The following is a 26,531-nucleotide window of genomic DNA, read 5'->3' on the forward strand; positions in this document are numbered from 1 at the left end:
CCTCATACCGCCCCGCCGAGTTGGTGCAGAACGGCGTCGAGCAGTCGGCCGGTGTCCAGATCGATGCCGCCCTTGCGCAGGAAGACCGCGTTGAGGAGCTGGTCGGTCGCGAGTTCTCCGGGCGCGCGGCGGCCGAGGAACTCCTCCAGCAGGTCGTCGATGTCGTGGAGCGCCTCGTCGCCGAGGTGCGCGGCGACGATGTCCCGCAGCCGCTCCTCGTCGGGCTCGGGCAGGTCGAGACGGACGCACCGTCGGAGGAAGGCGGGCGGGAACTCGCGTTCACCGTTGCTGGTGATGACCACGACGGGGAACTCACGGCAGCGGACGCGGCCGCGGACCACCGGGGCTGGCGCGTCCGGGTCGTCGGTCCGGACGTGGACCGTGGAGCGTTCCTCGGGGAGGCGGCTGAGCTCCGGAATCTCGAACTCGCCCTCCTCGAACACCGTGAGCAGGTCGTTGGGCAGATCGACGTCCCCCTTGTCCAGCTCGTCGATGAGCAGGACCCTGGGCCGGTCCCGGGCCAGCAGCGCGTTGCCCAGGGGTCCGAGCCGAACGTACTGGCCGATGCCGGGTTCGGAGCCGTCCGTGTCCCTGCGGAGGTTCGCTTCCCGCAGCCTGCCGATCGCGTCGTAGTGGTAGAGGGCGTCCTGCAGGCTCGAGCGACTGTTGACCGGCCAGTGCAGGACGCGGCCGAGGGCGAGTTCGTGGGCGATCGCGTGGGCTAGGGAGGACTTTCCGGTACCGGGGTGTCCCGTGACCAGCAGAGGCCGGCGCAGGTGGAGGGCGGCGCTGACGATGTCCGCGTCGTCGGGGTCGATCAGGTACGGGCGGGGGCGTGCGGTCTGCGAGCCGTCGGGCTCCTCCGGGTGGAGCCGGCGCCATGGCGGGGCGGGCGGGAAGGTGACTGCGCGGGGCGCTCCATCGCCCCGGAAGAGCCGCCAGTTTCCGTCGCCGGACGGGGTGGGGTGGCCGGTGGCAGCAAATTCTGCGGCGGTCATGGCGCATGGGCTCCTTCTGGGGGGTCGTGCAGGGTCAGCGATTCGGGCCGCGGTCGCCGGCCGTGTTCCTCCCATACGAGTGCGGGGCGCTCCGGGAGCGTCTCCGGCTCGTCGAACGCCGCCCCGCGGAAGACGCGGATCCGCTCGGGCAGATCGGCGAGCGGGCCGGTGGGGTCCAGCTGTTGTAGCCCGGCCGCGTCCGCGGGGCAGTCGGCCCGCCGGTCCCAGAGGACGACCGGGACGCCGAGCGCCAGGCAGAGTTCGAGCAGTGCGTCCCGCTGTTCCGGGGAACCGTGGAGCACGACCTGGGTGGCGTCACGGTGAGTGGTCTGGAGCAGCCGCCTAAGCCGCGGCCGAGTGACACGTTCGTCGTCGACCACCAAGGGGGCCGCGTCTCCGCTCTCCCAGCGCCGCCGGTGCTCACGTTCTCTGCCGCGCACCAGGTCGCTCATCTCCGGGCAGCTCAGGGTGATGCAGAACTCGGCGCCGATCGGCTGGTCGGGCACGAACTCGTTGGGTGCCCCGGGGTTCCATTCGTCGATGGGCAGATGGAGGCTGTCCCGGGCCACCAGAACCGTCGCGTGGGGCGCGGCCGTCGGGCCGAGCTCGTCCGCGACGACCTCGACGGCGTCGCGCACCCGCCGGGCCACTTCCTCGGGTGTCCTCGGCGCGCTCTCTGCCTCGTGGAGGGGGGTGTGCGTGCCGTCGGCGCGGGCGAGCAGGATGCGGCAGTAGTAGCTCTCGCGCGGTTCGGTCCGCGCGCGGGAAACTTCGACGATGACGCGGGAGAAGGGGGACGACTGCCGGGTGGCCCAGCGGCCGGCGTCGGTGCGGCGCTCGGCAAGCGCCGCCGGATGGATGCCGGTCCGGGCGGCCACCTGATCGGACCAGCTGCGCAGCTCCGCGCCCGCTTCCCTTCCCAAAGCGGCGGCCACGCATTCGACCAAGCGGAGCAGGGCCGGTACGGACGGTGTGCCGTCCGGTACACGCTCGCTGTCGGAGAGGGACTCCAGGTGCTCGACGACGTGTTCGAGGTCGTCGGCGCAGAGGTGCGTGCGGTTCAGCGGGTCGGGCAGCCAAGCGTAGCGCAGGGCCTCGCGGGCGGCGCGAGGTATCAGCGTGGGCTGCTCCTTGCAGATGCCGCGGAGCAGTTCCAGTAAGTGCTCGCACTCGTCCAGGGACAGGAGCAGACACAGTCCGCCGGCACGGGCGCGGGTGAGGACGTCCGTCAGGCGGGTGCGCTCGCCCTCGCCGGTGAGGGCCGGGGCCAGGGTGCTGCTCAGGGAGGGCAGGGCCCGGGGATGGGCCGCCACGAGTGCCGCGAGGTCGGGCATGGTCGGTTCATGGCTGTCGGGGACGGTGTATCCGAGCCGCTGTGCGAGGGCGCGGGCATGTGCCGCGTAGGTGATCCGGCCGCCGAGCACCGACCACAGGAGCCGCTCGGTCTCCTGCTCGGCCGGGCTGCGTTCCGCCGCGGGCTGGGCCGTCGGGAGGGCGGCGCCAATCTCGGTCAGGCGAGGTGGACCGCCGGCGAACCGCCGCAGGAGTGCCTCGAAGCCGTCGTCCTGGACGAAGCAATGCGCCGGGAGGGCCCGCAGGCGGCGGTTGCCGTAGGACCGGTCGTCGCGAATCACCACGCCCACCAGGTGGTCCTCGCAGAACACTGCGGTTCCCGAGGCGCCTCCCCAGGCCTTGCGGCCGTCGTCGCGGAGGTCGGGTGCGGGCTCCTGGTCGAGCACGTAGAGGCCGCGAGCCCCGGAGGACAGCGGAGGCAGGACGCCTCGGAGGTGTTCGGCGTCACGACCGTCTTCCGCGGATGCCAGCGGGAAGCCCAGTCCCTCGTAGCGCAGCGGGGCCCTCCCCACGGGGTGGCCCCATCGAACCGACCCCGGTACGTCAATCTCGTCGTGTGTGAGCAGCAGGGCGACGTCCAGGTCCTGCGGATGGATCCAGATCAGCTCCGCTCCGGTGCGTAGCGTCTCACCGCGGCCCGGGTGTCCCACTCTGACCTGGATCTCCTCCCAGTAGGCGCCGCTTTCGCCGTCCCGGAGGATGTGTCCGGCGGTGAGCACCAGGCGGGGTGCGACGAGATAGCCGGAGCCGACGCGATGGCGCAGCCGCGTGGTTCCGCTGCGGATCAGCACCAGTCTGTGCGGGTCCATCACCCCTCGTCCCAGAACCCGGTTTGGGTGTCGCTGATCTCGGGACTGGAGCCGCCGCGGGCCCGGTCCCGGACCGAAAGCTTCAGCGTCAGTCTGTGGGTGCGGACGGTGGAGTGCTCACCGCCCGCGCCGACGGTCGCCACACCGAAGCTGACCTTGCCGTCCCCCTTGTCGCTGTTGCGCAGCTCCATCTGCAGCTCCAGTTCGGCCTCCTCGATGCCGAACGCGAATTGCTGGTCTGCCCCCAGGTCCTGCGCCCGATAGAGCTCCTGCCGCAGTTCCTCAATCGCCGCGGCAAGACCGATCCCCGCCATCCACACCCCCAACGCGCACTGTGCCTGCGGAGTAGTCTGCCAAGGTTTTGGGGCCGGGCGCCCGACTTCGGGGGAACGGGCGCGCCGGGGTGCATGTCCGGCGGGTGGGAGGCGGCGTGCCCCAGTCCATGACCGGGGAGGGCCAGCGGCCATCGCGGGCAGCGTCGCCGCGAACCGGATCGCCGTCGATGAGGCGACGGTACTACCACGAACCTCTCCGGCGGCGAAGCCCAACGCGTCTGCCTGGCCCGGGCCCTCGCCGTCACGCCCCAGGCACTGCTGCTGGACGAACCCACCTCCGCCCTCGACGCGGTCGGCACCGCCGCCATCGAGGGCGTCGTACGCGAACTGGTCACCGACGGCCTGACCGTGGGCCTGGTCAGCCACAACACCGCACAGGCCCGCCGCGTCTCCGACCACGTCCTCGTCCTCGACCACGGCCGCCTCGCCGACCAGGGCAAGGCCCACCGCATTGACTACCTCAAGGAACCCGCGTGAACCCCGCCGTCCCCACCTGGGCGGGCGTCACCGCCTCCGCAGCCCTCATCGCCCCTCACCATCGCCGTGGCCTGGCACGGACGCCTGCACCTGGCCCGCGACATCGCCGTCGCCGCCGTCCGCGCCGCACTCCAACTCGCCGCGGTAGGAGCCCTCCTCTTGCTGGTCTTCCGTCACACCGGGCTGGCGGGCGCCATCGGCTGGCTCGGCATCATGGTGCTCATCGCCGGCCAAGTCGCCGCCCGCCGCACCCCAGCCCTGCCCAAAACCCACCCCACGGCGACCATCGCTATCACCGCCGGCACGGCAGCGACCATGGGCACCCTGCTCGCCCTCGGCGTGATCGCCACCCAGGCCCGCGTCGTCATCCCCGTCGGCGGCATGGTCGTCTCCGGCGCCATGCAGGCCACCGCCCTCGCCCTCACCCGCCTCCACGACGAGGTCCGCACCGCCCGCCCCGCCATCGAGGCCCGCCTCAGCCTCGGCCTCTCCGCCACCGACGCCTTTGCCCCGCACCAGCGCACCGTCATCCGCACCGCCCTGATCCCCGCCCTCGACTCCACCAAGACCGTCGGCATCATCAGCCTCCCCGGCGCCATGACCGGCCTCATCCTCGCCGGAGTCGACCCCTTCACCGCGATCCGCTACCAGATCGTCGTGATGTACATGCTGATCGCCGCCGCCGCGCTGGCCGCGCTCATCGCCGTACGACTCACCGAACGCGCTCTGTTCGACGACGCCCACCGCCTGCGTCCGCTCGCCGCACAGCCCTCCAGCAACTGACCCCGCATTCACCCCGCACCTGTGCGACCACTGCAAGCAAAGGGCCCTCGCCGCCGAACGCCAAGCTGCTGGCAGGCAGGAGCACCAGGAGCCGGTGCGTCGTGGGGCAGAGCAACAGAGCTTCCAGCGCTCGCCTCACCGTCCCATCTGCACCGAGTGCGGTGCCGCGTTCACCGACGAACGGTGGAAGGCGACCGAGCGCGTCGGCTGGGGCGCTTCCCCAGAGCCCAACCCGACTCTGTGCGAGGACTGTGACCGGCGGTTCGTCACCGACCTCCAGCAAGCCTGGCCGGACGAACACCGGCATGAAGAGCAGGGCCAGGCCGTGCCCGAGCAGAAGGCCGGCGGAACCTGGCTCTTCCGCTTCCGCAGGTGACGCGACCGCACCCCCGTAGTCATCCCCGAGTCGGCTGCGGCACCCGCCTTGGCTGCCCGTACTGGGACTGTAAGAAAAACGGTGTAACTCCTGATCACGGAGGATGCACTGATGACCAGTAACAACACGTCTGAGGAGGCGAGTTCAGAGGCGGCTGTCCCGGCGCCGGCGCGGGCGGTGGATGACCAGCTGATCGAGGAGTTGGTGGGTCGCGCTCAGGCCGAGGGGCTTCAGCTGACCGGTGAGGGAGGTCTGCTGCAGCAACTGACGAAACGCCTCCTCGAGTCGGCTCTGGAGGGCGAGGTCACTGATCACCTCGGCTATGACCGGCATGATCCGGCAGGCAAGAACGGCGGCAACTCCCGCAACGGGACTCGCTCCAAGACGGTGCTGACCGAGGTCGGTCCGGTGGAGATCGACGTGCCCCGCGACCGGGACGGGTCGTTCGAACCCAAGATCGTGAAGAAGAGGCAGCGGCGCCTGACCGGCGTCGACGAAATGGTCATCTCGCTCGCCGCGAAGGGCCTCACCACGGGCGAGGTCCAGGCCCACCTGGCCGAGGTCTACGGCACCGACGTATCCCGCCAGACGATCTCGACCATCACCGACAAGGTCCTCGAGGGCATGGCCGAATGGCAGAACCGGCCCCTCGACCGGGTCTATCCGGTCATCTTTATCGATGCCATCCATGTGAAGATCCGCGACGGCGCCGTCGCCAACCGGCCGGACTATGTGGCACTGGCCGTCACCACGGAGGGCCGCCGCGACATCCTCGGCCTGTGGGCCGGCGACGGCGGTGAGGGCGCCAAGCACTGGCTCCACATCCTCACCGAGATCAAGAACCGCGGTGTTGGTGACGTCCTCATGCTCGTCTGCGACGGCCTGAAGGGCCTGCCCGATGCCGTCGAGACGGTCTGGCCGGCCGCCCTCGTCCAGACCTGCGTGGTGCATCTCCTGCGGAACTCGTTCCGCTATGCCGCCCGCCAGGACTGGGACAAGATCGCCAAAGCGCTCAAGCCCATCTACACGGCGCCGACCGAACACGCCGCCCTGGAGCGGTTCGCCGCGTTCGCCGACGCCTGGGGCAAGAAATACCCGGCGATCGTCAGGCTCTGGGAGAACGCCTGGGAAGAGTTCACCCCATTCCTTCGGTTCGACACCGAGATCCGCAGGATCGTCTGCACCACCAACGCGATCGAGTCCGTCAATGCCCGGATCCGCCGGGCGGTCAAAGCCCGCGGCCACTTTCCCAACGAGCAGTCCGCACTGAAATGCGTCTACATGGCGATCATGTCCCTTGACCCCACAGGCAAGGGACAAGCCCGCTGGACCGGCCGCTGGAAGACCGCCCTCAACGCCTTCGATATCACCTTCGACGGCCGACTCTCAGCAGCCCGCCAGTAGCCTCAACAACTCCAGTTACACCGTCGATTGGACAGTCCCGCTTACGCTGAGCTTCGCCGGTGACGCGCACGATGGTGCCGGGTTCTTGCGACGACGTCGGCGTGCGTTCGCCGACGTCGAAGTTACTGTCCCCGTCCTGGAAGCGGATGACGACCTCGGTCATGCCCCCGGGCCCCTTCGACACAGACGTCCAGGTGGCGTTTGAGCCGAGTGCGAGAACCCGGAAGCGTCCGTAGCCGTGGCGGCCGTGCAACTGCCGACCACTCTCGGTGCCCGGCGCGGTCCGCTTCCACGATCCGCCCATTCCCTTGAAGGCCGATTCCACCGCCGCTGACGGATTGCCGTGGCCGTTGTCCTTGACGACAACCGCTTGAACGCCGCCGAAGTCATCGAGTTCCAACTCGACATAAACATCAGTGTCCGCGGTCAGGCGGGACGAGTCCGAAGGGTGACCGCGTTCCCTGCACGCATTTCGTCGCCCTGGGCGTCACACCAGCAAGGGACCGCCGCAGCGTTCGGCGCCGTCCTTCATCGCGATCAGATTGGCCTGCACATAGGAGATATGGTTCCTGGAGTGCCAGTCGGTAGGGAAGTAGGTGACCAGCCGTGAGTTCTGGAATCGGGCCTGGATCTCCGGTACGAAGGCGCGGTACTGGTTGTCGGTGTAGTACCAGAACGAGTTCTCGTTGTAGTACGCGACATGCGTCGGGTCCTGGTAGGCGCCCCGGCCGTCGGAGCTGGGTGTGAGGGTGAGGAGCATGCCGCCCGGTGCCAGCAGGCGGTACAGCTCGTTGATCAGCGGAACTTTCTCGGGGACGTGTTCCAGGAAGTCCACCGCACGGAGCAGACCGACCGAGTCGTCAGGAAGGTCCAGCGGCTCCGGCAGCCTGGCGACGATGTCGACGCCGTCCCTGGGGTGCTGGTCCACTCCCAGGTAGCCGGGCGGCTTGCGGTGCGCGGCGCCGAGGTCCAGCGCGAGCAGGCCGCGCCGCTTCGTCCAGGCCAGCGCGTTGCCCTCGATGTATTTGTCGTACAGGGCGACGGTCTCACGCTGGATGTGCGCGTTGATCTCGGTGTCGCGCTGGGTGTTGTGGGGGTGCAGCCGCTGCAGGTACAGGCAGCGCGGGATCTGGTGGAAGTCACCCGCCTGGAAGAGACGGCACATCAGGTCCTGGTCGTCCAGCACCGTGCGGGTGGCGTCGTACCCCCCGACCTGTTCGTAGGTGTCCTTGCGGAACGCCCGCACATGGTTGGGGGCGTACCAGATGTACGAGACGTTGTGGGGCGTCGGCGCCATGGAGACGGCCTGCAGGAACCGGCGACCGTCGACGTCCACTTCCTCATACTGCCAGCCGTGCGCCTCGTTGAACCGGGTGTCGTCCCGGCCTCCGTCCTCGGTGATCTGAGCGGTATGGCTGTAGGCGAAGACAGCGCCGGGATTCCCGTCGAAGGCCTTCGCCAGTTCCGCCAGGCAGTCCTTGGCCATCAGGTCGTCGTGGTCGAGTTCGACGAGGATCTCACCGCGTGCCAGTTCGCAGGCGCGGCGCTTGGCCGCTCCCACCCCCTGGACCTCGTCCGCGATCTCCACCCGGACACGGTCGTCCGGGTGTTCCGGCCGCCATCGCGCGCCGTTGTTGAGCAGGACGATCCACTCCCAGTCGGAGCGGGTCTGCGCCTGCAGGGTCGTGAGGCATTCGTCCAGGAACCGCGGTCGGTGACTGGGGGTGAAGACGGAGAACTTCGGGGTCGGGGTAGAGGTCATCTCTTGATACCTGCCTGAGTGGCTGTCGATGCTGCGCTCGCGGAGGCCCGGAACCGCTCCGGGACGAACTGCCGGAGCGACGGGTCGGCATGGACGGCGAGGCCGAAGGCGTCCTCGGCCTCGTCGTGGCGGCCCTTCCGCGCCAGGGCCTGTCCAAGGTGCAGATAGGCCGTGGCGGCCTTGGGGTCGGCGTCCACGATGCGCCGGAGGATCACGATCGCCTGATCGGTGTCGGTCGGCCCGAGCAGGATCGCCTTGTTGTAGAGGGCTGGTTCGAAACCTGGATCGCTCTTCAGGGCATGGTCGTAAGCCGCGCGGGCGTCGGCCGTCCTGTTGTCGTGCTGGGCGATGACGCCGAGGTTGTACCAGGCGAACTTGTTGGCGGGCTCCAGGTCCAGGACCTTTTTGAAGCTTCTCGCCGCGCCGGGGAAATCCTTGTTCTCGCCCTGTCTGATACCCGTTTGGAGCAGGTTCTCCGTCTTCCGGACGGGCGTGGCCGCAGGTGACGCGGACCCTGACGCGGTCACAGGTGTGGCCGGCGAGTCTCCTCCGGGCAGGTGAACCCAGCCGCTCACCGCGTTGGCGACGACGACGGTCGCGGCGACTCCGGTCCACAGGACCATCCGTGTTCTCAACTGGGCCGACCTCACCGATCCGGTAGCGCGGCCGAGTCGGCCGACAGGGGCAACCAGGGGGTGGGGGCCGACGGCGTCCCCGGGGGCGCCGTCGGCTCAGTGGTGCCGTGAGCGTCGGCCGACCGAGCATGAGCCTCACGGCCCGGGCTCACGGCGTGCATACCGCGTATACGGTGATGGAGCGCGCGTTGTTCGCGGTGGCCTGCCAGCCGGTAGCCGGTGAACCGACCGGGCGGTTGAAGCGAATAACGTCGCTGGGTACCGACGACGGGTCCGCGTAACCGCCGCCTACGGCGAAGGTGCCGGCAGGACACAGGGCGGTGGCACTGCCCGTGGCGCTGGTAGCCGTGACGACCGTGCTCTGCGCACCGGCATTCGCACCGCTGACGCCCTGGAATCCCTGCGGGCCGGTGCCGCCCTGGAATCCCTGGGTTCCGATGGCGCCTTGGGCGCCCTGAGCTCCGGTAACACCCTGGGCACCCTGCGCTCCGGTACCGCCCTGGAACCCCTGACTGCCCTGCCTCCCCTGACTGCCCTGGGCCCCAATAGCGCCCTGGAACCCCTGACTGCCCTGGGTGCCCTGCGCACCGGTGCCACCCTGCGCGCCCTGAGCTCCAGTACCACCCTGGGCGCCCTGGGCTCCGACAGCGCCCTGGGCGCCCTGGGCCCCGGTGCCGCCCTGGGCGCCCTGCGCCCCGGTGCCGCCCTGGAACCCCTGACTGCCCTGCGTCCCCTGACTGCCCTGCGCACCCTGCACACCTTGCACGCCCTGGTCGCCGACGCTGCCCTGGGTGCCCTGGGTGCCTTGACTGCCCTGGGCCCCGGTGCCGCCCTGGCTGCCCTGGGCGCCGGTCCCGCCCTGGCTGCCCTGGGTGCCCTGGAAGCCCTGGTTGCCCTGGGCCCCCTGCGCACCGGTACTGCCCTGGAAGCCTTGGCTGCCCTGACTGCCCTGCGCACCGGTACTGCCCTGGAACCCCTGACTGCCCTGGGTTCCGATACCGCCCTGGAAGCCCTGAGTGCCCTGTGGGCCGGAAGCGCCCTGGAACCCCTGGGGCCCGGTGCCGCCTTGGGCGCCCTGGGCTCCCGGACCGCCCTGGAAGCCCTGAGTGCCCTGTGGGCCGGAAGCGCCCTGGAACCCCTGCACACCCACCTCGCCCTGAGCACCCTGGTTGCCCTGGAAACCCTGGACTCCGGTACTGCCCTGGCTGCCCTGCGGGCCCTGCGGCCCAGACCCGGAACCGCCACCCGGACTGCCCTGCGCTCCCTGGAAGCCCTGCGGGCCAATACCACCCTGGGCACCCTGAACGCCGGAACCGCCCTGAACACCGGGACCACCCTGGGAACCCTGAGTTCCCTGGCTACCGGGGACACCTTCTTCACCCTGAGACCCCTGGCTGCCCTGCGTGCCCGCGTCCCCCTGGCTGCCCTGGACTCCCTGAGTCCCCAATGCACCCTGGAAGCCCTGCGCACCGAGGCCACCCTGACTGCCCTGCGCACCGGCACCGCCCTGGAAGCCCTGCGATCCGGTATCCCCCTGGAAACCCTGGCTGCCCTGGGCTCCTTGTGCACCCGTGTCGCCCTGGAACCCCTGGCTGCCCTGCGCGCCCGCTTCCCCCTGGCTGCCCTGACTGCCCTGCGCGCCAAGGCCACCCTGGGTTCCCTGCGCTCCGCTACCGCCCTGACTGCCCTGCACGCCCTGCGCGCCGACGTCGCCCTGACTGCCCTGAGCTCCGAAACCGCCCTGGCTGCCCTGCGCACCGGTACCACCCTGGAGGCCCTGCGCCCCCACGTCACCCTGGCTGCCCTGAGCGCCCTGCACGCCGAAACCGCCCTGACTGCCCTGCGCGCCCACACCACCCTGACTGCCCGGCACGCCCTGCGGTCCCATACCGCCCTGGCTGCCCTGGGCTCCGGTGCCACCTTGGGCGCCCTGCGCACCGGTACCACCCTGGAGGCCCTGCGCCCCCACGTCACCCTGGCTGCCCTGAGCGCCCTGCACGCCGAAACCGCCCTGGCTGCCCTGGGCTCCGGTACCGCCCTGGCTGCCCTGGATCCCTTGCGTCCCGGTCTTGCCCTGGTTGCCCTGCGCCCCGGTCTCGCCCTGGCTGCCCTGACTTCCTTGCGCCCCGGTCTCGCCCTGAGCCCCTTGTGCCCCGGTGCCGCCCTGCGCCCCCTGGACTCCCGGACCGCCCTGGAAACCCTGGGTGCCCTGGAACCCCTGACTGCCCTGAACCCCCTGCACACCGGTCTCGCCCTGAGCACCCTGACTGCCCTGGAAACCCTGAACCCCCGGACTGCCCTGACTCCCCTGCGGCCCAGCCCCCGAACCACCCGGACTGCCCTGCGGCCCCTGGAAACCCTGCGGACCGATACCACCCTGAGCACCCTGAACACCAGGCCCCCCCTGGACACCCCGACCACCCTGAAAACCCTGAACCCCCTGGCTCCCAGGCACACCACCTTCACCCTGAGACCCCTGACTGCCCTGCGTACCGGCATCCCCCTGACTGCCCTGGCTGCCCTGCGCCCCAGCACCGCCCTGAAAACCCTGCGCACCAAGGCCGCCTTGAGCACCCTGCAGACCAACGTCGCCCTGGCTGCCCTGGCTCCCCGTGCCACCTTCACTTCCCTGACTGCCCTGCGTACCGGCGTCACCCTGACTGCCCTGCACACCAGGGCCACCCTGGAACCCCTGAGCTCCCGTACCGCCCTGGCTGCCCTGCACGCCCTGCGCGCCGGCATCGCCCTGACTGCCCTGCGCCCCGGTACTGCCCTGGCTGCCCTGAGCGCCCACGTCGCCCTGGCTGCCCTGGACTCCCTGCGCGCCGGTGCCGCCCTGCACGCCCTGCGCGCCGCTACCGCCCTGGTTGCCCTGCGCCCCGGTCTCGCCCTGGCTTCCCTGGACTCCCTGCGCGCCGGTGCCGCCCTGCACGCCCTGCGCGCCGCTACCGCCCTGGTTGCCCTGCGCCCCGGTCTCACCCTGGCTGCCCTGACTTCCTTGCGCCCCGGTCTCGCCCTGAGCCCCTTGTGCCCCGGTGCCGCCCTGCGCCCCCTGGACTCCCGGACCGCCCTGGAAACCCTGGGTGCCCTGGAACCCCTGACTGCCCTGAACCCCCTGCACACCGGTCTCGCCCTGAGCACCCTGACTGCCCTGGAAACCCTGAACCCCCGGACTGCCCTGACTCCCCTGCGGCCCAGCCCCCGAACCACCCGGACTGCCCTGCGCCCCCTGGAAACCCTGCGGACCGATACCACCCTGAGCACCCTGAACACCAGGACCCCCCTGGACACCCTGACCACCCTGAAAACCCTGAACCCCCTGGCTCCCAGGCACACCACCTTCACCCTGAGACCCCTGACTGCCCTGCGTACCGGCATCCCCCTGACTGCCCTGGCTGCCCTGCGCCCCAGCACCGCCCTGAAAACCCTGCGCACCAAGACCCCCTTGGCCGCCCTGGGCTCCGGTGCCGCCCTGGCTGCCCTGCACGCCCTGGGCGCCGGCACCGCCCTGACTGCCCTGCACACCGGCGTCGCCCTGGCTGCCCTGACTTCCTTGGCTTCCCGGACCGCCCGGGGGACCCCTGCGCACCAAGGCCTCCTTGGCTGCCCTGGGCTCCGGTGCCGCCCTGGCTGCCCTGGTTGCCCTGGACACCCGCGTTGCCCTGACTGCCCTGCGGGCCCAGCCCGCCCTGACTGCCCTGCGGCCCGGTGCTGCCCTGGCTGCCCTGGGCCCCGTCACTGCCCTGGCTGCCCTGCGTCCCCGCCTCGCCCTGACTGCCCTGCGGCCCGGTGCCCTGAGACCCCTGGGCGCCCTGGAACCCCTGACTGCCTTGGATGCCTTGGGCGCCCTGGGTGCCCGTGCCCTGGAGCCCCTGACTGCCCTGACTGCCCTGGGGGCCCTGGGGGCCCTGGGGGCCCTGGGGGCCCTGGGGGCCCTGCGGGCCCTGCGGGCGTGGGTGCTGATCAGGCTTGCCTCCGACCTCTTCGTGCCCGCCTGGTTCGTCACCGTCGCCATCGGCCGCCTGCGGTGGGTGAGGCTTGAAATCGGCACTCACAGCACCGTTCGGGCCTGGCACGCCGAGGGAGTAATCGACGGACATACCTGCCGCGTTGGCTGGAGCGGACGTCGACGAACCAAGATTGACGAGCAGGCCAAGAGTCCCCGCCACCGAGAGCGCAGTGACGGCCCGGACCCACGATCTGCGAAGAGACTGACGCTTCATGAAACCTTCCTACAGCGCTGAAAACTAATACGCAGAGGTGGGTGACGGGTCACATGGGCGTGCCACACCAGCACGTCCGACGGCATGAATGAGCGCCCGAACTGTTGCGCAGTCGTGCCGACATCAGTGTGCAGGGGCCCGATTCCACGCCGACGCTTGACAGCGAATGTCGCTGCACTTCATTCAATTGGCGTACGGGTCTGCATTCGGGCTGCTCATCCTTCGCCTCTGGGGCCTGAATCCAGGGCTGAACGACAGGAATAGATGCTCTCCGCCAGGCATGCGTCGTACGACGGCAGCATCCCCCTCGCCACCACCTCGGCCCACGACGGTGCCCCGCGTCCCTGGCGGAGAGCAGCGGTGCGTCGGCCGGCCACTCGACGCCCAGGTCCGGATCGAGCGGATGGACCGCGTGCTCCCCGGTCGGCCGGTACGTCGTTGAGCACAGGTACGTCAGGGTCGCATCGTCGGTGAGCGCGCAGAAGCCATGACCCAGCCCCTCCGCGAGATAGACCGCCCGACGCACGACGTCGTCCAGACGGATGCCCTCCCAACGGCCGAAGGTGGGCGAGCCCACCCTCAGGTCGACCACCACGTCCCACACCGCACCGCGCACGCAGGTGATGTACCTGGCCTGCCCGGGCGGCACGTCGGCGAAGTGGATGCCGCGCACCACGCCCTTGGCGGACACCGAGAGATTGGCCTGGGCAAGTGGTAGCGGCCTGCCCACCGCCTCCGCCAGCCGGTCGAAGCGGTACCACTCGGTGAACAGCCCGCGCTGGTCGCCGTGCACCTGCGGGACGATCTCGAACGCGCCGGCGATCGTCAACTCGCGGACTTTCACCGCTCACCCTCCTCGAGCAGCCCGAGAAGGTACTGGCCGTACCCGCTGCGGAGCAGCGGCTTTGCCAGCAGGCGCAGTTGGGAGTCGCCGACGAGCCCGGACCGCCAGACCGTCTCTTCGACGCAGCCGACCTTGAGGCCCTGCCGCTCCTCGATCACCCGGACGAACTCCGAGGCCTGGACCATCGAGGCGAAGGTCCCGGTGTCCAGCCAGGCCGTGCCCCGGTCGAGCGGGGTGACGTAGAGCTCACCGGTGTCCAGATAGGCCCGGTTGACTTCCGTGATCTCCAACTCCCCACGAGCGCTGGGGCGAAGGCCCTGGGCGATCTCCACCGCCCGGTTGTCGTAGAAGTACAGTCCGGGCACCGCGTACCTGGATTTCGGACGGGCCGGCTTCTCCTCGATGCTCAGCACCTGACCCAGCTCGTCGAACTCCACCACCCCGTACGCCGACGGGTCGGCGACGGGGTAGGCGAACACCCTGCCACCCTTCATGTCGGAGTGCTGGGCGAGCCTGGTGCCAAGGCCGCTGCCGTGGAAGATGTTGTCGCCCAGAATCAGGGCAACAGCCTCGTCCCCGATGAAATCCGCACCGAGCACGAGGGCCTGCGCGATGCCCTCCGGGCGTGCCTGCACCGCGTATTGAAGGCGGAGGCCCCATTGGCTGCCGTCGCCGAGCAGGCGGTGGAACTGGGGCTGGTCGTCGGGCGTGGTGACGATCAGGATTTCCCTGATGCCAGCCATGACCAAGGTAGAAATAGGATAGTAAATCATCGGTTTGTCGAAGACCGGCAGCAGTTGCTTGGATACCGATCGAGTAAGCGGCCACAATCGGGAACCAGTACCACCAGCCAACAGAATGCCTCGCATGGCGACAGCATATGACTTTGATGGCCGATTCGGTCACATATCGAGTGGCGCTAGAATCTGCCCACTATGCGCATTCTGATTACCGGCGGCGCCGGGTTTATCGGTTCCCAGTTCGTTCGCTCCGTGCTGAGTGCGCACTCCGAGAGCAGAATTACCGTCCTGGACAACTTCACCTATTCGGGCGTCGAGGAAAACCTCGCGCCAGTGGCTCATCATCTCGGGTACGCCTGCGTGCGCGGTGACATCTGCGACGTGGAGACGGTGGACGCCGTGATGCCGGGCCACGACGCGGTGGTCCACTTCGCCGCCGAGTCCCACGTCGACCGCTCGATCGACGGCGCGGCACCGTTCGTACGGACCAACGTGATGGAACACCCAGGTGCTGCTGGATGCCGCCCGCAGGCACGGCGTCGGCCGGTTCGTCCACGTCTCCACCGACGAGGTGTACGGCTCTATCGGCAAGGGCTCATGGACGGAGGAGTCGCCGCTCGACCCTAACTCGCCGTACGCTGCGTCAAAGGCCGGCTCCGACCTGCTGGCGCTCGCCTGCCATCGCACGCACGGCCTGGATGTCGTGGTGACCCGCTGCTCCAACAACTACGGGTCCCACCAGTTCCCGGAGAAGGTCGTCCCCCTCTTCACCACGCACCTGCTCGAGGGGAAGAAGGTGCCGCTGTACGGGGACGGCGGCAACGTCCGCGACTGGCTGCACGTCTCCGACCACTGCCACGCCATCGAACAGGTGCTCCGCGGCGGCCGGGCCGGCGAGGTCTACCACATCGGCGGCGGAAGCGAGATCACGAACAAGGAGCTCACCGGCATGCTGCTCGAGGCGACCGGACACGGCTGGGACATGGTCCGGCAGGTGCCCGACCGCAAGGGACATGACCGGCGCTACTCCCTCGACATCGGCAAGATCCAACGAGAATTGGGCTACCGGCCGCAGATCTCCTTCGCGGACGGCCTGGCCGCGACCGTCGATTGGTATCGCGACAAGCGTGCCTGGTGGGAGCCGCTGAAGAGCCGGGCGGCACTGTCGTGACCCGCTGGCTGGTCACCGGCTCCGGCGGGATGCTCGGTCGCGACGTGCGGACCCTGCTGACAGACGGCCAGGTCACCGCGCTCGGGCGCGCCGCCCTCGACATCACCGACCCAGAGGCCGTCCGCACCGCGGTCTCCGGCCACGATGTGGTGATCAACTGCGCCGCCTGGACGGACGTCGACGGCGCCGAAGCCGCCGAGGCCACCGCCACCGCCGTCAACGGAACGGGCGGCCACCTGGCTCACGCCTGCCGGGACAGCGACGCTCGACTGCTGCATGCCTCCACCGAGTACATCCTGCCGGGAGACGGCACCGAGTCGGCCGCAACAGGTTCGGTCAACGCGTACGGCCGCAGCAAGCTGGCCGGCGAACGGGCGGCCACACTCATGACCAGGCGCATCACCCGCCGAAGCTCCCGCAGAAACGGTCAGCCTGACGGTCAGGGCCATCACCTTGGCCTTGCCTGGACCACATCCCCACTACTCTGCCATCGGGCGGCGCTGCCGGACGCCAATCACGAGAAGACGACACTGGAGAAGGCAAGTGCCTGGCTCTGTCCCACCGCCAAGGTCCCCAACAGTGGCTCGCCAACGACGACCGGGGATTGCGGCGGTTCCCGTATGACGAACACTTCCCTGCGGACCAGATCAACTTCGCTGCCCTGAGCAGTCTGTCCACCTACGACATCGGAAGCCTCTGGTGTGCCGCCCTGTTGGAGATGAACCGCAGGATCGGGGCGAACCTCGGCCTCCAGCTGGTCGTCGAGTCGATGAAGGGCCTGTCTGCCAACCCCAGCCTCCTGGATGGCCGGGACGAGCTCCTCCTCACACTCAACGACCTACGGGCCGACGGCACCCTCTCTGTCGCAGAACATGCGTCGGCCAAAAAGGGGATCTGGGCGTCATTCGCGGCATTCGGGATGGGCATCGGCGCCAGCTCACAAGGCCCCTCCCTCATCGGAGCGGTCGCCGACAACTCCGTGCCGTGAGTCGCCTCCGGGGCAGTCGAGGAGTTGGGTATCCAGTTATCCAACTCCACCACCTCCATCGGGGCGTCGGGCACTTGGCAGCCAGACGAGCGCCGACGCCCCGCCATCGCCCGCCGGCCCGCCTCAGCCCGCATACGGTCGACACGTACCTGCGCCGCCTTCCGAAGCGAGACGGGCGCCATGAACCGCACCCAGTTCGCCGTCCGGCACGGGCTCGCGGGGACCGTCCGCTGAACCGCTCCCCTTCTGAGCAGCGCTCGCGCCACGCCGCGCACCGTGAGACGATCGGAAGGTGTCTGCGGCGGGCACATCGCGATCACTCTCCCACGGGCTCGTCACCGGCCCCGCGCGGAACGACCCCGACGCGAAGGACGATCGTCATGCCGAACGCCACCGATCCCGAAAGCGTGATACGCGCTCTCGACAAGGTGGGGGTCGACTTCAGCATCCCGAAGCTCGACCTCGTCGACTTCCTGCAGAACGCCGAGTTCACGCCGTACCCGGCGATGTCCGCGGCCCTGCTCGCGCTGCTCAACAGCAGCATGCTGAAGCGCCCCGTCTTCCTCGACGTCATTGTGTTCAACTACGAGCACTCGCCGGGCGAACCCTCGCCCCGCCGGATCGAGGACGTCAACACCGGTCTCCTCGAGGCCTCGGTCCTCCAAGGCTTCAACAACCGTTACGCGCAGCAGGAGACGGCCTTCTCCGGGCTGCTGAAACCGCTGGACGTGCCGCAGCCCCCGGCCCAGACGCTCTCCCTGGTCGTCGAGGGCACCCTGAGCGTCCAGGGCGACGTCACACTCGTCGACACGGACAACCCCCGGGTCGAGGTCACGACCCGTCTGATCAAGGTGAACTCCGAGGCGGCGCACGCGATGGTGGCGCAGGAGCTGCACCGGGAGAACAACGGCTGGCGGTTCACCAACGGCGATGTCCACCTCTCCGTCAGTAACGGCGAGGCAGACGCCGGCCTGCGGCCCGTCCGCGCCGGGTCCCTGAGCGACGACGCCCTCGCCTGGCCCACCATGGACGGAACGTTCAGCGGCGACACCGGGGCGGAGGTCAGGCTGCAGTCCCGCATCCGCGTCGGATACCGCCCAGTCGACGTCAAACTGCTCGTCGAGGGCCGCAAGGGCTTCGCCGCCAACGCGGCCACGCAGGGCCGCATCGCACTCGACCCGCAGGTGCTCCTCGTCCCCGTCGAGGTCGCGCGCTTCTTCTCCGACCAGTTCCCCGTCTCGAACATTTCGGTGACCGGCCAGATGGCGCTCTGGGACCAGGTGCCCGTCCTCAACGCGACCACGAACTTCCGGAGCCTCGACGGCGGCACCGGCGAACTGAACTTCGCCGAGCGTCAATGGGACGTGTGGCCCACGCTCAACAACGAGGGCCTCTACACGCACCTCGGCTGGATATCGCCCGACAGCATCTGGGCCAAGGCGAAGGTCCGGTTCCGGCTGGTCAACTACATCGACATCAAGACCGACAACGTGCACGCCGCTCCGGCGTCCGGAGACGGACAGACCGACAGGCGCCTGCGGGAGAACAACGACACCCTGGCCGGCCACCCGCAGCACATCGCCGACAAACCCGTCCTCAAAGTGATCTTCATGGAGCGGATAGCCCCGCCGGACTCGGACCACATCGGCCAGGCCCTGATCGGCAACGGCTCCATCGGCATAGCCGCCGGCACCACGGCGGACAAGGACGCGAACATCGCCCACGAGATCGGCCATCTGATCACAGGCTCGCAAGCGCACAGCAACCTGCCGAACAACGTGATGAACAGCCCGGGTCCGGGCACCCAGATCAGCGACGACCAAGTGCAGAAGGCACGGTCGTGGGCGGAGCAGTTCGCCGCCTTCTGGGCGCATTAGGCGGGCAACTCTCCGTTACGGCGCCAGCAGGCACTGTGGTCCCGGGACCGCCGCGACGGTGGCGAGACGGCGGTCGGCGGCCGCGAGAATGCGTGCGGTCTCGTCGGGGTCGGCCTCGGCGGCGGGATCAAACGCCGCGACCGGCGGTGACATGGACGCCTTCGGCAGCGCCGACCGTCTGGCCGGCTTCGCCGGCCTGGCGCCCAGGCCCCGCGACTCCGGTCGCGTCAGCGGCAACTTGCGCAGGCCCAAGCGGTACCACCGAGGACTACTGCGGAGCATGTATATGTCGGCGATGGTCAGCATTTCTACATGCCCCGCCTCGAAGGCGTATTACCAGCGCAAGAGAAGCGAGGGGAAGGGACATAAGCAGGCTCTCCTGGCCCTCGCCCGCCGCAGGATCAACGTCCTGTGGGCGATGATCCGCGACGGAGAGTGCTATCAAGGTCCACCTGCTGTCACAGCTGCGGCTTGACATCACGATTGGGAAGTCTCATTGGTCAGCCTCGGGTCGGATGCCCCACGAGGTGGAGTGCGGCCTGGTAGGCGATCGTGAGCTTGTCGGTTCGTCTAGCTTGGTGTGCGCATCACCCGCAAAGGCATCGAATCCAGCGAGCGGCTGGCCTGCCGCAGGTGGGTCATCGAGCGGACGATCTTGTGGCTGTCCGGCTACCGACGGCTCAGCCACCGCTACGAACGCCACTCCTGCAACTACTTGGCATTTCTCGGCCTCGCCGCCGCCCTTTGCTACAACGCCTGGTCCGCCTCACTACGAAGGACACGTTCTTAGGTCGGAGTGCGGAACGCCGGTCGGGCGTGCTGGCTGTGCGCGACCGGTCGGCTCCGTCCCCAAACCTATTGGAGCGCCGGTGGTGGTGTCTTCGTCAACTGCCAGACAGAGCCAGTCCGAATCAGCTATAAGCTGATCACCTACTGAGCTGCTGATGCGCTGGAAGCGGGGGAAGTATGAGCACAGATCGGTGGACCCGCGCCCCAAGGTGGTTGGGGTGTGTCGTAGTCGCTGTCATGAGCACACTGGCGGGTTGCAGCAGCCCTGACGCCGCCGGCGCCCGGACAGAGGGATCGGCGGGAACGACCCATGCTCCTTCACCAGCCAAGAATCCGACCGACCAGCCGTCGCGTCCCACGATGCCCCCGGCGCGCAAGCCAGTGCTGCACGTGCGCGGCGACTACACGTACAAGGTGCAGATCCTCAACGCCAAGACCACGGTGAACCCGCCTAACAACCCGCCACCGGCCGGAACGAAAGCGCTGGCCTTGCTGCTTCGGGTGGAAGCCGAGCCGCAGAACCGCAGCTTCCACGCGCCTTACGCGGACCTGGGGATTGTGTATCCCAGTCTTGAGGCCGACAAGAACCAGCACATCGGCGGCGTGATCGACGACGCAACGCCCTACCTGACCGAAGACCAGATGCTCTCCGAGGGTGACGGCGTCGCAGGTATCGACTCGGTATTCGGCACTTTGCAGGCGAACACCGTCTACTACCACTGGGTGTGGCAGCTCGTCTCGGAGAAGGCTGACCCGACCAGCGCTTCCCTGTGCCAGGTGCAACTCTCCGGGCATAACTGCATCCCGATCGGAGCCATCCAAACCGACTCCTGACCTGCTTACTGTAAGATCGGATGCGGTGGGTGACCGCGGATGCCGCCCGTGGCTACAGCAAGGGCTGGCGCTTCGGGCTGGAGCAGGCCGATGTCTTCCACGTCATGGCCACCACCCGGCACGACACCGTCGTCACCCGCTGGGCGATCGACCACCCCGTCCACGACCTGTTCACCGCGCTGGCACGCCAGAAATGGAAGCGCCGATCATGCGGCGCCGGGGCTCATGGCCTGCGGATCTACGACTGGGCACGCGTCGAGGTCCGGCCCTGGCACCGGTCCGAGCGCCGTCACTGGGTCCTCGCCCGCCGCAGTGTCAGCCGACCCGCAGAGATCTCTTACTACATCGCCTACTGCCCGGCCGACACCACCCTCGACGGGGTCCTCACCCCTGAGTCGCTGGCTGGCCGGCGTCGATACGTGGGTGTGTGCAGGTCTGCACGCTGTATTCCCGCTGACCCTCTACTGGATGCACCGACCAGCGCACGCCCTGGTGACCGCTGAACGCCCGCCAGAACCTGAGGGGTGAGTCGTACCAGCGGCCACTCGCCCGGACGGCGGGCAGGTCAGCGGTTGTTCCTATTCGAGTTGCAGTCCCAATAGCCCTTGTGCCAGTGGTGGTGACTGTCGTACCAGCCGCTGTGCCACGAGCAGCCCGTGGGAACCGAGTTGGTCGTCGTGGCGGGGGCGGCTGCTGCGGCCGTGCCCGCCACTCCGATTGCGGTGCCGCCGGCCAGCAGAAAACCGGCCGCAACGCAGGCGAAGGCGCGCTTGGCGCGATGTGCTCGCATGGCTCTGATCCTTCTTTCACGTTCTCGCGCTGTCCCAGCACGAAAGGGATTGCCGCGGCCTATCGCCGAAGCGTGGGGTCCGGCGATGGCTGGATGGTGCCGCTCGAAGACCGATGCGGCGCTGTCGTCGAGGTCGCCGCGTGAAAGCGAGGGACGCACGTCGCCCGGCTGCAGGCCCACCGTTGCGGGAGCGCGTCGCGGGACGTGTCCTGAATCGCGACCTCACCTCTTTCGACGGTAGCGGCATATCCGCTGACAGGCACCTCGAGCCCACAACGCGAGAGCCCCTCCGGCAGGTTCAGCTGCCGGAGGGGCTCTACCTGTCGTTGGGCCGATGGCCGTGGACAGGACTTCGAGGACAGCGCGCCGGACAGCGAGGCGGACGCCTGATTACCCCCCCGTGACCGCATAACGTAGCCCCCTAAGCTTGTTCTTTAACCTGCGCAAGGTCGGCTCGGGGGAAACCACCGGTGGTGACACCGGCACCGGCACCGGCAGGGAGCCCACGAGACGGCGTCGGTGCCGTCCGGTCCGGACTCACACCACCGTGGTGTCTTCGCACCGGGTCACCTTGAACTCTTCTCGGCACTGTGCCGGGTGGCCTGTGGTGGTCTGGTCGTTCTGGTGGTATCCGCTTGGGGCTTGCCGCCGGGGGTCTGCAGCCCCCCGGCAGTGTGAGCTGTCGGTCAGCTCAGCCGTGCGTCGGCGTAGACGGCCATCGCGTCGCGCTGGTAGACGGCCAGTCCGTCGGTGATCCTGTCGAAGTTCGTACGGAACTGAGGGTCGTCGACGTAGGTTTGGCCCAGTCCCTTGTACGCGGCCGCGCACGGGGTCCAGAACCGGCACACGCCCTGGTAGTGGGCGTCCACCTCGGCCTGTACCGCGGGATCGGCGACGGGTGTGCCGGCCACCATGAACGCCGCCATGCGGATCATCTGCGCCGTCACCTCACGCTGCCACTGTTCCATATCCTCGGCGGTCATCCCCGCGATGGCTCGCTGGGACTGCTCCCACTGCTCCGGCCACCGCTCTCGCGCCTCCGCTTCGTGGCGGCCGGGCTCGAAGCCCTCGAACAGGTTCTCCGGCCTGTTGATCTTTGCCATGTCGCTGTTGTCCTTGCCTTCCTCCAGTTCGGCGATGGTGCGGCCGACCGTGCGGGCGAGCGTCTCCAACCGGTCGCGTTCCGCAAGCAGTCGTCGGTGGTGCTCGCGGAGCGCGGCCAGCTGATCGACCTGGCTGTCCAGGACACCCTGGATCTCGCGCAGCCCCAGGTCCAGCTCCCGCATCAGCAGGATCTGCTGCAGTCGCAGCAGATCGGCCTCCTCGTAGTAGCGGTGCCCGTTGCTCCCGATCCACGCCGGCGGCAGCAGACCGATCTCGTCGTAATGCCGCAGTGTCCGGGACGTCACCCCGGACATCCGGGCCACATCCGCGATCGACCAGGCCATTGCCCCGCCTCCCATCACCGGGCCGGTCTCTCCGGCCACACCGAAGACGGTAGAAGTTGACGCAGCGGAAACCGCAAGCCGGAACCGGCACCGGATCGCGGAACCAACGACTCCGAACGACGCTTCGAACGTGATCACTCGTGCTGGGATTCCTCGGGCATGAACACGGCCTCCGCTTGATCATGTGCTCCGACCAAGGTGCACGTGATCACGACGAAGGCCGTGAGTGTGAGTCTGCTGCCTGATGCAGTCGACGACGTCGAGCAGGTGCGCGTCCTGTACTTCGTCACCGCGCTGCGCACGACCGTTATCTCGGGTGAGAACACTGTTCTGGCAGGTCAAGCACTTGCTCGGTCGTGAGGCACGTTGGTCACGATGATGGCAGGGAGGGCCGGGCTCGACCTTTCCGGGCGATGTCACTGGTTTGTCCTAGAGTCCTGGCCGTGACGACTCTCATGATTGATGCAGGTCCAATTGGTCGACTGCTCAGGTGACCCGGACCGGTGGAGTGCCTCTGGCACCGGCTGGCACTCTGTGGCCTTGTTGCACTTCGTGCAACGGCCCGATGCAGTTCCTCGCCCAAGTGGTCCTGGATGACCTCTGGGATGGGATTGAGGACCGGGGAGTCCTCATCTTGTTCGCATGCCAGAACGACCCAGGTATGTGCGGCGACTGGGAGCCGGACTCCGGAGGGAACCAGGCCCTGCTCTTCCCAACGGATGGCCTTGAGCCACTGCCCCAGCCCGAAGGCGGCGTCGATGAGGCACTGCTTCTGCTCGGTTCAGTTCGAGCGGTCAGCTTGGTGCATGTGGATGAGCCCGACTACGACCAGGCCCGCGAAGAGTGGGCAGCGGGAAACGACCGCCCCGCGTCATCCGTGCTCGGCCAGCTCGGGGGTAGCCCCGCCTGGATTCAGGGCGCCGAGACCCCATCCTGCGCGTCGTGCGCCACTCCCATGCCACTGATCGTCCAGCTTGAGGAAGGTCCGGACCACAGCACCGCCATGAACTTCGGCGGCTGCGGCGGGGCCTATGCATTCGCCTGCGAACCGTGTGGCCGCGCCAAGTTCCTGTGGCAGTGCTGAGCCGGTCCCAACGAACGCACCCCTGAAGCGCGGGATCCATCCGGCTTCGTTGATCTCTAGGAACAGCGTTCGGCGACCGGTTCCGGAGGCAGTTGGTGATCACCTGGCTCACGGATCTCGATGAGAAACGACGGCACTGTCGTGTCCACGAACGTGGGACGGCCAACCTCTCGTCAGAGTGGCTGGCCATCGAAGGGGTCGCCGGAGCCGGGCTTGAACGTCGTGCCGAGGTCGTACTGCGCGATCCCGAAAGGTTGAAAATCGGCATCGGCAAGGACGCGGTAGAGGAACTCCGAGGTGGACATGTCGTACCGGTGCCATCCGCCGACGTCATTGGACCGCGCAAGGACGGGGTACTCGCCCGGCCGCTCGGCATCGATCAGCCAGAAGTACTCGTCGGCCCATTCGGTGGAGCCCCACTCAACCAGCCCCTTGCCGCCCGGCGCGTAGATCGCATAGGGATCGACGGCGGAGACGTCTCCGAGCTTGCTGTCCTGGTCGACCGACAGGGCGATCCGCCACCGTGTCAGGAAGTCGAACGAGATGCCCTCGTCGCGCCCCAGAAAGTAGACGGAATCACTGAAGACGCCGCCGCCGAACACCTCGTAGAGCTCCTTGTAGTCCGCCGGCAGCGGAACCCCCAACTCTCCCTCGATCGCCGCCCAGTCGACGGAGATCCCGAGCGGCTCTCACCCGGTCAGTTCGATCACTCGCTGAACCACATACAACGATCTTTTACTGGGCATTTAGAGATGGTCTATGTCGGTAAGTAACTTTCATGGACGTCAGGCTTAAGGTGTTTGCCCTATACCTGCACCCTTGCGTCCATCAGGCTGCGAACTTGGCCGCCCGTTTGCTCCGGTTCTCGTGCACGAAGTCCGTCTGGTTTGAAGATCAGACAGAAACGCCCAGCGGTAGCGGAACAGCACCGTCCGCCGCATCCATGATCACGCCACGGCGTGAGCCAGCGGAAGCCGTACCCCAGCGACCTGTCCGACGCCCGATGGGCCTTAATCGAGACGTTGATCGCGGCGTAAGCCCAGGTACTGGCCGAGCACGATGCGCCGGGTGGAGCCCGGGTGGCCGGCCCCCTGGGCGAAGAACAGCGCCAGGATCAGGATGTCGTCGATGTTGGTGACGGCGAACAGTCCGGCGGCCTGCCCGATGATGCCCAGGTCCACGAGTAGGTGCCTCTCCTTTGGTACGGGTGATCCTGGCGACGCTACTGGGAGCCCGCACCGCCCCTCTCTCCGGCCTGAAGCTCAGTGCTGTTGCTTCTCGTAACATCGAACACGACGTCGTCGAGTCGCCTCCCGAAGTGCTGAACAACCGCCGCCCAAACTGATGAACGGGCCTTGACCCCGGATCTTGGACACCCGAGACACTTGGATCTTGAGTCCAGGAGAACGGATTTGGCCCGGGCCACGTCGTCGACGACGCCGTGAACGTTGCCCTGCGGGCCGCCATCGTCCGCCTGGTCCACGATCGGGAGGTGGGCACGGACGCCTTTGCGGGGCCGGTGTACTTCATGCTGCACGGGGTGCCGAGCGAGGAGCGGGCCCGCGAGCTCGCCGCCGCCTTCCATGCCGCCCTATACGGGGATCTGCGGCCGCTGCGCCGTGCGGTGCCCGGTGCTGACGTTGATCACGACGGTGATACCGCGGTTGACGCCTCTGTCAACGCGAGTTTGAACTGGGGGAGCGTCAGTGGGCAGGTCCGCTGGGACGCTCCTGAGATCGGCACCGTCCTGCATTCCGAGGAGTACCCCGAAGGCCTGCAGGACGACGATCCGCCGCCGTGGGGCGACTCGCATGAGCGCCCGCCTGTTGGCTCCTGGTGAGGCGATTCTCGACGTGCTGCCGGTCCTGGAGCAGGCGCCGTAAGGGAAGGAGGACGTCGCGGTCGTCTTCTCCCATCTCGACTTCACCAATCGGGCGATCGTCGACTATTTCCGGTTCGAGGACAAGCGCACGATGCTCGTCGCCTTCGCCCTGGCCCGCCCGCAGTACCGGCCTCTGTCCACGAACGACTGCTGGAGCCCCATGGACCGGTGCACCCGGTGCGCACGTGTCTGGTGCACACCTTCAAGCACGCGAGTGAGGACGGTCCGCTTCCGCCCTTGGCGTCCATCGCCACCCGGCATTTCGGCCCGGACCTGGTCAACGGCGAGACGTGGGGCTGAGTAGCGCTCTTGGAGTCCAGCACTCCTTGCAGAGCTGCCTTGGGTTGAGTTGCTGGAGGGCGGGGCCAGTCCGTGGCCGACCCGGGCCAGCGCGTGGTCTGGGGGCTGCTCCACCGTTCCGGGGGCCGGTCGGCCCCGGGCCGAGGCGCGGGCCGGGCCGGGAGAGGGTGCGGCCCGGCCCGGGCAGCGCACGTGGCAGCGCCCGGTTCAACGAGCCGCTGAGGGTCCGGTCAGTCGGCATCGGCCACGGGGAGGGGACAGCAATGCTGTACTGCGACGGTGCGAAGCGGCAAAGATCACCGGGGCGGGTCGCCGGCACTGACATGCTGGCCGAGTCCAGCTGACGCTGCCCCACAAGCCGGACCCGGGTGCGCGACTGTTCTCTGGCTGTGCTGGAGCAGTCATCGCGCACATAAGCGGCTCCTTCTGCTCACCGGGGCCTGGTTTTACCGCCGTGAGCCAGCAACGTTTGTTGGTCACCGCTGGAAACGCTCCGTCAGCGGCAAGAAACATGTCGCTGAGTTCTCGGAGCGCGCTAGGCGGTTTCGTTTGGATCATCGGGCGGACCAGAGGAAGATGCCGGCGATGTGGAGTCCGGCGAGGTAGATGGTCGCGGTCTTGTCGTAGCG

The 26,531-nt window shown here is 68.4% G+C and carries 24 protein-coding genes and 7 pseudogenes; 18 read left to right on the forward strand and 13 right to left on the reverse strand.

Features of this window, described 5'->3' with window-relative positions; all coding sequences use genetic code 11:
- Nucleotides 1-2: 2 nt before the first annotated feature.
- Genes ACIBBH_RS31865 through ACIBBH_RS31875 form a run of 3 tightly spaced genes read right to left on the reverse strand, consistent with a single transcriptional unit; the run spans nt 3 to nt 3,474 of the window.
- On the reverse strand, nt 3-998 hold the full coding sequence (locus ACIBBH_RS31865) for an AAA family ATPase (RefSeq protein ID WP_399410550.1): 996 nt from the start codon (nt 996-998) through the stop codon (nt 3-5).
- Complete coding sequence (locus ACIBBH_RS31870; protein ID WP_399410552.1) at nt 995-3,160, reverse strand: hypothetical protein; 2,166 nt, start codon at nt 3,158-3,160, stop codon at nt 995-997. The genes ACIBBH_RS31865 and ACIBBH_RS31870 overlap by 4 nt, the downstream gene beginning before the upstream one ends.
- Nucleotides 3,160-3,474 (reverse strand): trypco2 family protein, encoded by a 315-nt coding sequence (locus ACIBBH_RS31875; RefSeq protein WP_399410554.1) that lies wholly within the window; start codon nt 3,472-3,474, stop codon nt 3,160-3,162. Before ACIBBH_RS31875 ends, ACIBBH_RS31870 begins: the two co-directional genes overlap by 1 nt.
- Before the next feature lie 216 nt (nt 3,475-3,690).
- On the opposite strand from ACIBBH_RS31875, the pseudogene ACIBBH_RS31880 reads away from it, so the two are divergent.
- The 5 genes and pseudogenes from ACIBBH_RS31880 to ACIBBH_RS31900 form a co-directional block, all read left to right on the forward strand.
- A pseudogene (locus ACIBBH_RS31880) lies at nt 3,691-3,762 on the forward strand (ATP-binding cassette domain-containing protein); the annotation flags it as partial.
- Between the two features lie 81 nt (nt 3,763-3,843).
- Nucleotides 3,844-3,972, forward strand: a complete 129-nt coding sequence (locus ACIBBH_RS31885; protein WP_399410555.1) for a hypothetical protein — start codon at nt 3,844-3,846, stop codon at nt 3,970-3,972.
- 66 nt (nt 3,973-4,038) lie between these two features.
- On the forward strand, nt 4,039-4,755 hold the full coding sequence (locus ACIBBH_RS31890) for an ABC transporter permease (protein ID WP_399410557.1): 717 nt from the start codon (nt 4,039-4,041) through the stop codon (nt 4,753-4,755).
- Between the two features lie 94 nt (nt 4,756-4,849).
- Nucleotides 4,850-5,131, forward strand: coding sequence for a hypothetical protein (locus ACIBBH_RS31895; RefSeq protein WP_399410559.1), 282 nt, complete (start codon nt 4,850-4,852; stop codon nt 5,129-5,131).
- Between the two features lie 111 nt (nt 5,132-5,242).
- Nucleotides 5,243-6,535: an IS256 family transposase gene (locus ACIBBH_RS31900; protein ID WP_399410561.1), complete on the forward strand. Its 1,293-nt coding sequence runs from the start codon at nt 5,243-5,245 to the stop codon at nt 6,533-6,535.
- Here the strand turns inward: ACIBBH_RS31900 and ACIBBH_RS31905 are convergent.
- The 6 genes and pseudogenes from ACIBBH_RS31905 to rfbA all read right to left on the reverse strand — a co-directional run bounded on the left by ACIBBH_RS31905 (nt 6,498) and on the right by rfbA (nt 14,868).
- Nucleotides 6,498-6,935, reverse strand: a complete 438-nt coding sequence (locus ACIBBH_RS31905) for an ATP-binding protein (RefSeq protein WP_399410563.1) — start codon at nt 6,933-6,935, stop codon at nt 6,498-6,500. The genes ACIBBH_RS31900 and ACIBBH_RS31905 overlap by 38 nt on opposite strands.
- An 87-nt stretch (nt 6,936-7,022) precedes the next feature.
- Nucleotides 7,023-8,297 (reverse strand): glycosyltransferase, encoded by a 1,275-nt coding sequence (locus ACIBBH_RS31910; RefSeq protein ID WP_399410565.1) that lies wholly within the window; start codon nt 8,295-8,297, stop codon nt 7,023-7,025.
- Nucleotides 8,294-8,932 (reverse strand): tetratricopeptide repeat protein, encoded by a 639-nt coding sequence (locus ACIBBH_RS31915; RefSeq protein WP_399410567.1) that lies wholly within the window; start codon nt 8,930-8,932, stop codon nt 8,294-8,296. Before ACIBBH_RS31915 ends, ACIBBH_RS31910 begins: the two co-directional genes overlap by 4 nt.
- Nucleotides 8,933-9,080: 148 nt before the next feature.
- A complete protein-coding gene (locus ACIBBH_RS31920) occupies nt 9,081-11,174 on the reverse strand; it encodes a spore surface glycoprotein BclB (protein ID WP_399410569.1) in 2,094 nt (697 codons plus the stop codon).
- Nucleotides 11,175-13,370: 2,196 nt separating this feature from the next.
- Nucleotides 13,371-13,999, reverse strand: a pseudogene (locus tag ACIBBH_RS31925) (dTDP-4-dehydrorhamnose 3,5-epimerase family protein).
- Nucleotides 13,996-14,868 carry a glucose-1-phosphate thymidylyltransferase RfbA gene (rfbA, locus tag ACIBBH_RS31930; RefSeq protein ID WP_399410571.1) on the reverse strand — a complete coding sequence of 291 codons (873 nt, stop codon included), beginning with the start codon at nt 14,866-14,868 and terminating at the stop codon, nt 13,996-13,998. Before rfbA ends, ACIBBH_RS31925 begins: the two are co-directional and overlap by 4 nt.
- A 66-nt stretch (nt 14,869-14,934) precedes the next feature.
- Here rfbA and rfbB point away from each other — a divergent pair.
- The 8 genes and pseudogenes from rfbB to ACIBBH_RS31970 form a co-directional block, all read left to right on the forward strand.
- Nucleotides 14,935-15,910, forward strand: a pseudogene (rfbB, locus tag ACIBBH_RS31935) (dTDP-glucose 4,6-dehydratase).
- Nucleotides 15,907-16,575 carry an SDR family oxidoreductase gene (locus ACIBBH_RS31940; RefSeq protein ID WP_399410573.1) on the forward strand — a complete coding sequence of 223 codons (669 nt, stop codon included), beginning with the start codon at nt 15,907-15,909 and terminating at the stop codon, nt 16,573-16,575. Before rfbB ends, ACIBBH_RS31940 begins: the two are co-directional and overlap by 4 nt.
- Nucleotides 16,515-16,898: a M36 family metallopeptidase gene (locus ACIBBH_RS31945; protein ID WP_399410575.1), complete on the forward strand. Its 384-nt coding sequence runs from the start codon at nt 16,515-16,517 to the stop codon at nt 16,896-16,898. The genes ACIBBH_RS31940 and ACIBBH_RS31945 overlap by 61 nt, the downstream gene beginning before the upstream one ends.
- A gap of 380 nt (nt 16,899-17,278) precedes the next feature.
- The gene (locus ACIBBH_RS31950) at nt 17,279-18,775 is read left to right on the forward strand and encodes a hypothetical protein (RefSeq protein WP_399410577.1); all 1,497 of its coding nucleotides are present in this window, start codon (nt 17,279-17,281) and stop codon (nt 18,773-18,775) included.
- A gap of 64 nt (nt 18,776-18,839) precedes the next feature.
- Nucleotides 18,840-19,250, forward strand: a pseudogene (locus ACIBBH_RS31955) (transposase); the annotation flags it as partial.
- A 108-nt stretch (nt 19,251-19,358) separates the two neighbouring features.
- A pseudogene (locus tag ACIBBH_RS31960) lies at nt 19,359-19,520 on the forward strand (transposase); the annotation flags it as partial.
- A 281-nt stretch (nt 19,521-19,801) separates the two neighbouring features.
- Complete coding sequence (locus tag ACIBBH_RS31965; protein WP_399410579.1) at nt 19,802-20,398, forward strand: hypothetical protein; 597 nt, start codon at nt 19,802-19,804, stop codon at nt 20,396-20,398.
- Between the two features lie 26 nt (nt 20,399-20,424).
- Nucleotides 20,425-20,829 (forward strand): annotated as a pseudogene (locus tag ACIBBH_RS31970) (IS701 family transposase); the annotation flags it as partial.
- A 134-nt stretch (nt 20,830-20,963) separates the two neighbouring features.
- Here the strand turns inward: ACIBBH_RS31970 and ACIBBH_RS31975 are convergent.
- Complete coding sequence (locus tag ACIBBH_RS31975; protein WP_399410581.1) at nt 20,964-21,188, reverse strand: hypothetical protein; 225 nt, start codon at nt 21,186-21,188, stop codon at nt 20,964-20,966.
- A gap of 686 nt (nt 21,189-21,874) precedes the next feature.
- Nucleotides 21,875-22,636, reverse strand: coding sequence for a MerR family transcriptional regulator (locus ACIBBH_RS31980; protein WP_399410604.1), 762 nt, complete (start codon nt 22,634-22,636; stop codon nt 21,875-21,877).
- A 204-nt stretch (nt 22,637-22,840) separates the two neighbouring features.
- Here ACIBBH_RS31980 and ACIBBH_RS31985 point away from each other — a divergent pair, with 204 nt between their 5' ends.
- Nucleotides 22,841-22,996, forward strand: a complete 156-nt coding sequence (locus ACIBBH_RS31985; protein WP_399410583.1) for a hypothetical protein — start codon at nt 22,841-22,843, stop codon at nt 22,994-22,996.
- 148 nt (nt 22,997-23,144) lie between these two features.
- On the forward strand, nt 23,145-23,720 hold the full coding sequence (locus tag ACIBBH_RS31990) for a hypothetical protein (RefSeq protein ID WP_399410606.1): 576 nt from the start codon (nt 23,145-23,147) through the stop codon (nt 23,718-23,720).
- 173 nt (nt 23,721-23,893) lie between these two features.
- Here ACIBBH_RS31990 and ACIBBH_RS31995 read toward each other — a convergent pair whose 3' ends face one another.
- Nucleotides 23,894-24,397, reverse strand: a complete 504-nt coding sequence (locus tag ACIBBH_RS31995; protein WP_399410608.1) for an SMI1/KNR4 family protein — start codon at nt 24,395-24,397, stop codon at nt 23,894-23,896.
- Between the two features lie 282 nt (nt 24,398-24,679).
- On the opposite strand from ACIBBH_RS31995, the pseudogene ACIBBH_RS32000 reads away from it, so the two are divergent.
- Nucleotides 24,680-24,754 (forward strand): annotated as a pseudogene (locus ACIBBH_RS32000) (transposase); the annotation flags it as partial.
- Here the strand turns inward: ACIBBH_RS32000 and ACIBBH_RS32005 are convergent.
- Nucleotides 24,731-24,901 carry a hypothetical protein gene (locus ACIBBH_RS32005; RefSeq protein ID WP_399410585.1) on the reverse strand — a complete coding sequence of 57 codons (171 nt, stop codon included), beginning with the start codon at nt 24,899-24,901 and terminating at the stop codon, nt 24,731-24,733. The pseudogene ACIBBH_RS32000 and the gene ACIBBH_RS32005 overlap by 24 nt on opposite strands.
- A gap of 260 nt (nt 24,902-25,161) precedes the next feature.
- Here ACIBBH_RS32005 and ACIBBH_RS32010 point away from each other — a divergent pair, with 260 nt between their 5' ends.
- Both ACIBBH_RS32010 and ACIBBH_RS32015 read left to right on the forward strand, forming a co-directional pair.
- Nucleotides 25,162-25,560 carry a hypothetical protein gene (locus tag ACIBBH_RS32010; RefSeq protein WP_399410587.1) on the forward strand — a complete coding sequence of 133 codons (399 nt, stop codon included), beginning with the start codon at nt 25,162-25,164 and terminating at the stop codon, nt 25,558-25,560.
- A gap of 219 nt (nt 25,561-25,779) precedes the next feature.
- Nucleotides 25,780-25,902 (forward strand): hypothetical protein, encoded by a 123-nt coding sequence (locus tag ACIBBH_RS32015; RefSeq protein WP_399410589.1) that lies wholly within the window; start codon nt 25,780-25,782, stop codon nt 25,900-25,902.
- The last annotated feature ends 629 nt before the right edge of the window (nt 25,903-26,531 follow it).

The sequence above is a fragment of the Streptomyces sp. NPDC051636 genome (assembly GCF_044453765.1).
In the GTDB taxonomy this organism is placed as follows: Bacteria; Actinomycetota; Actinomycetes; order Streptomycetales; family Streptomycetaceae; genus Streptomyces.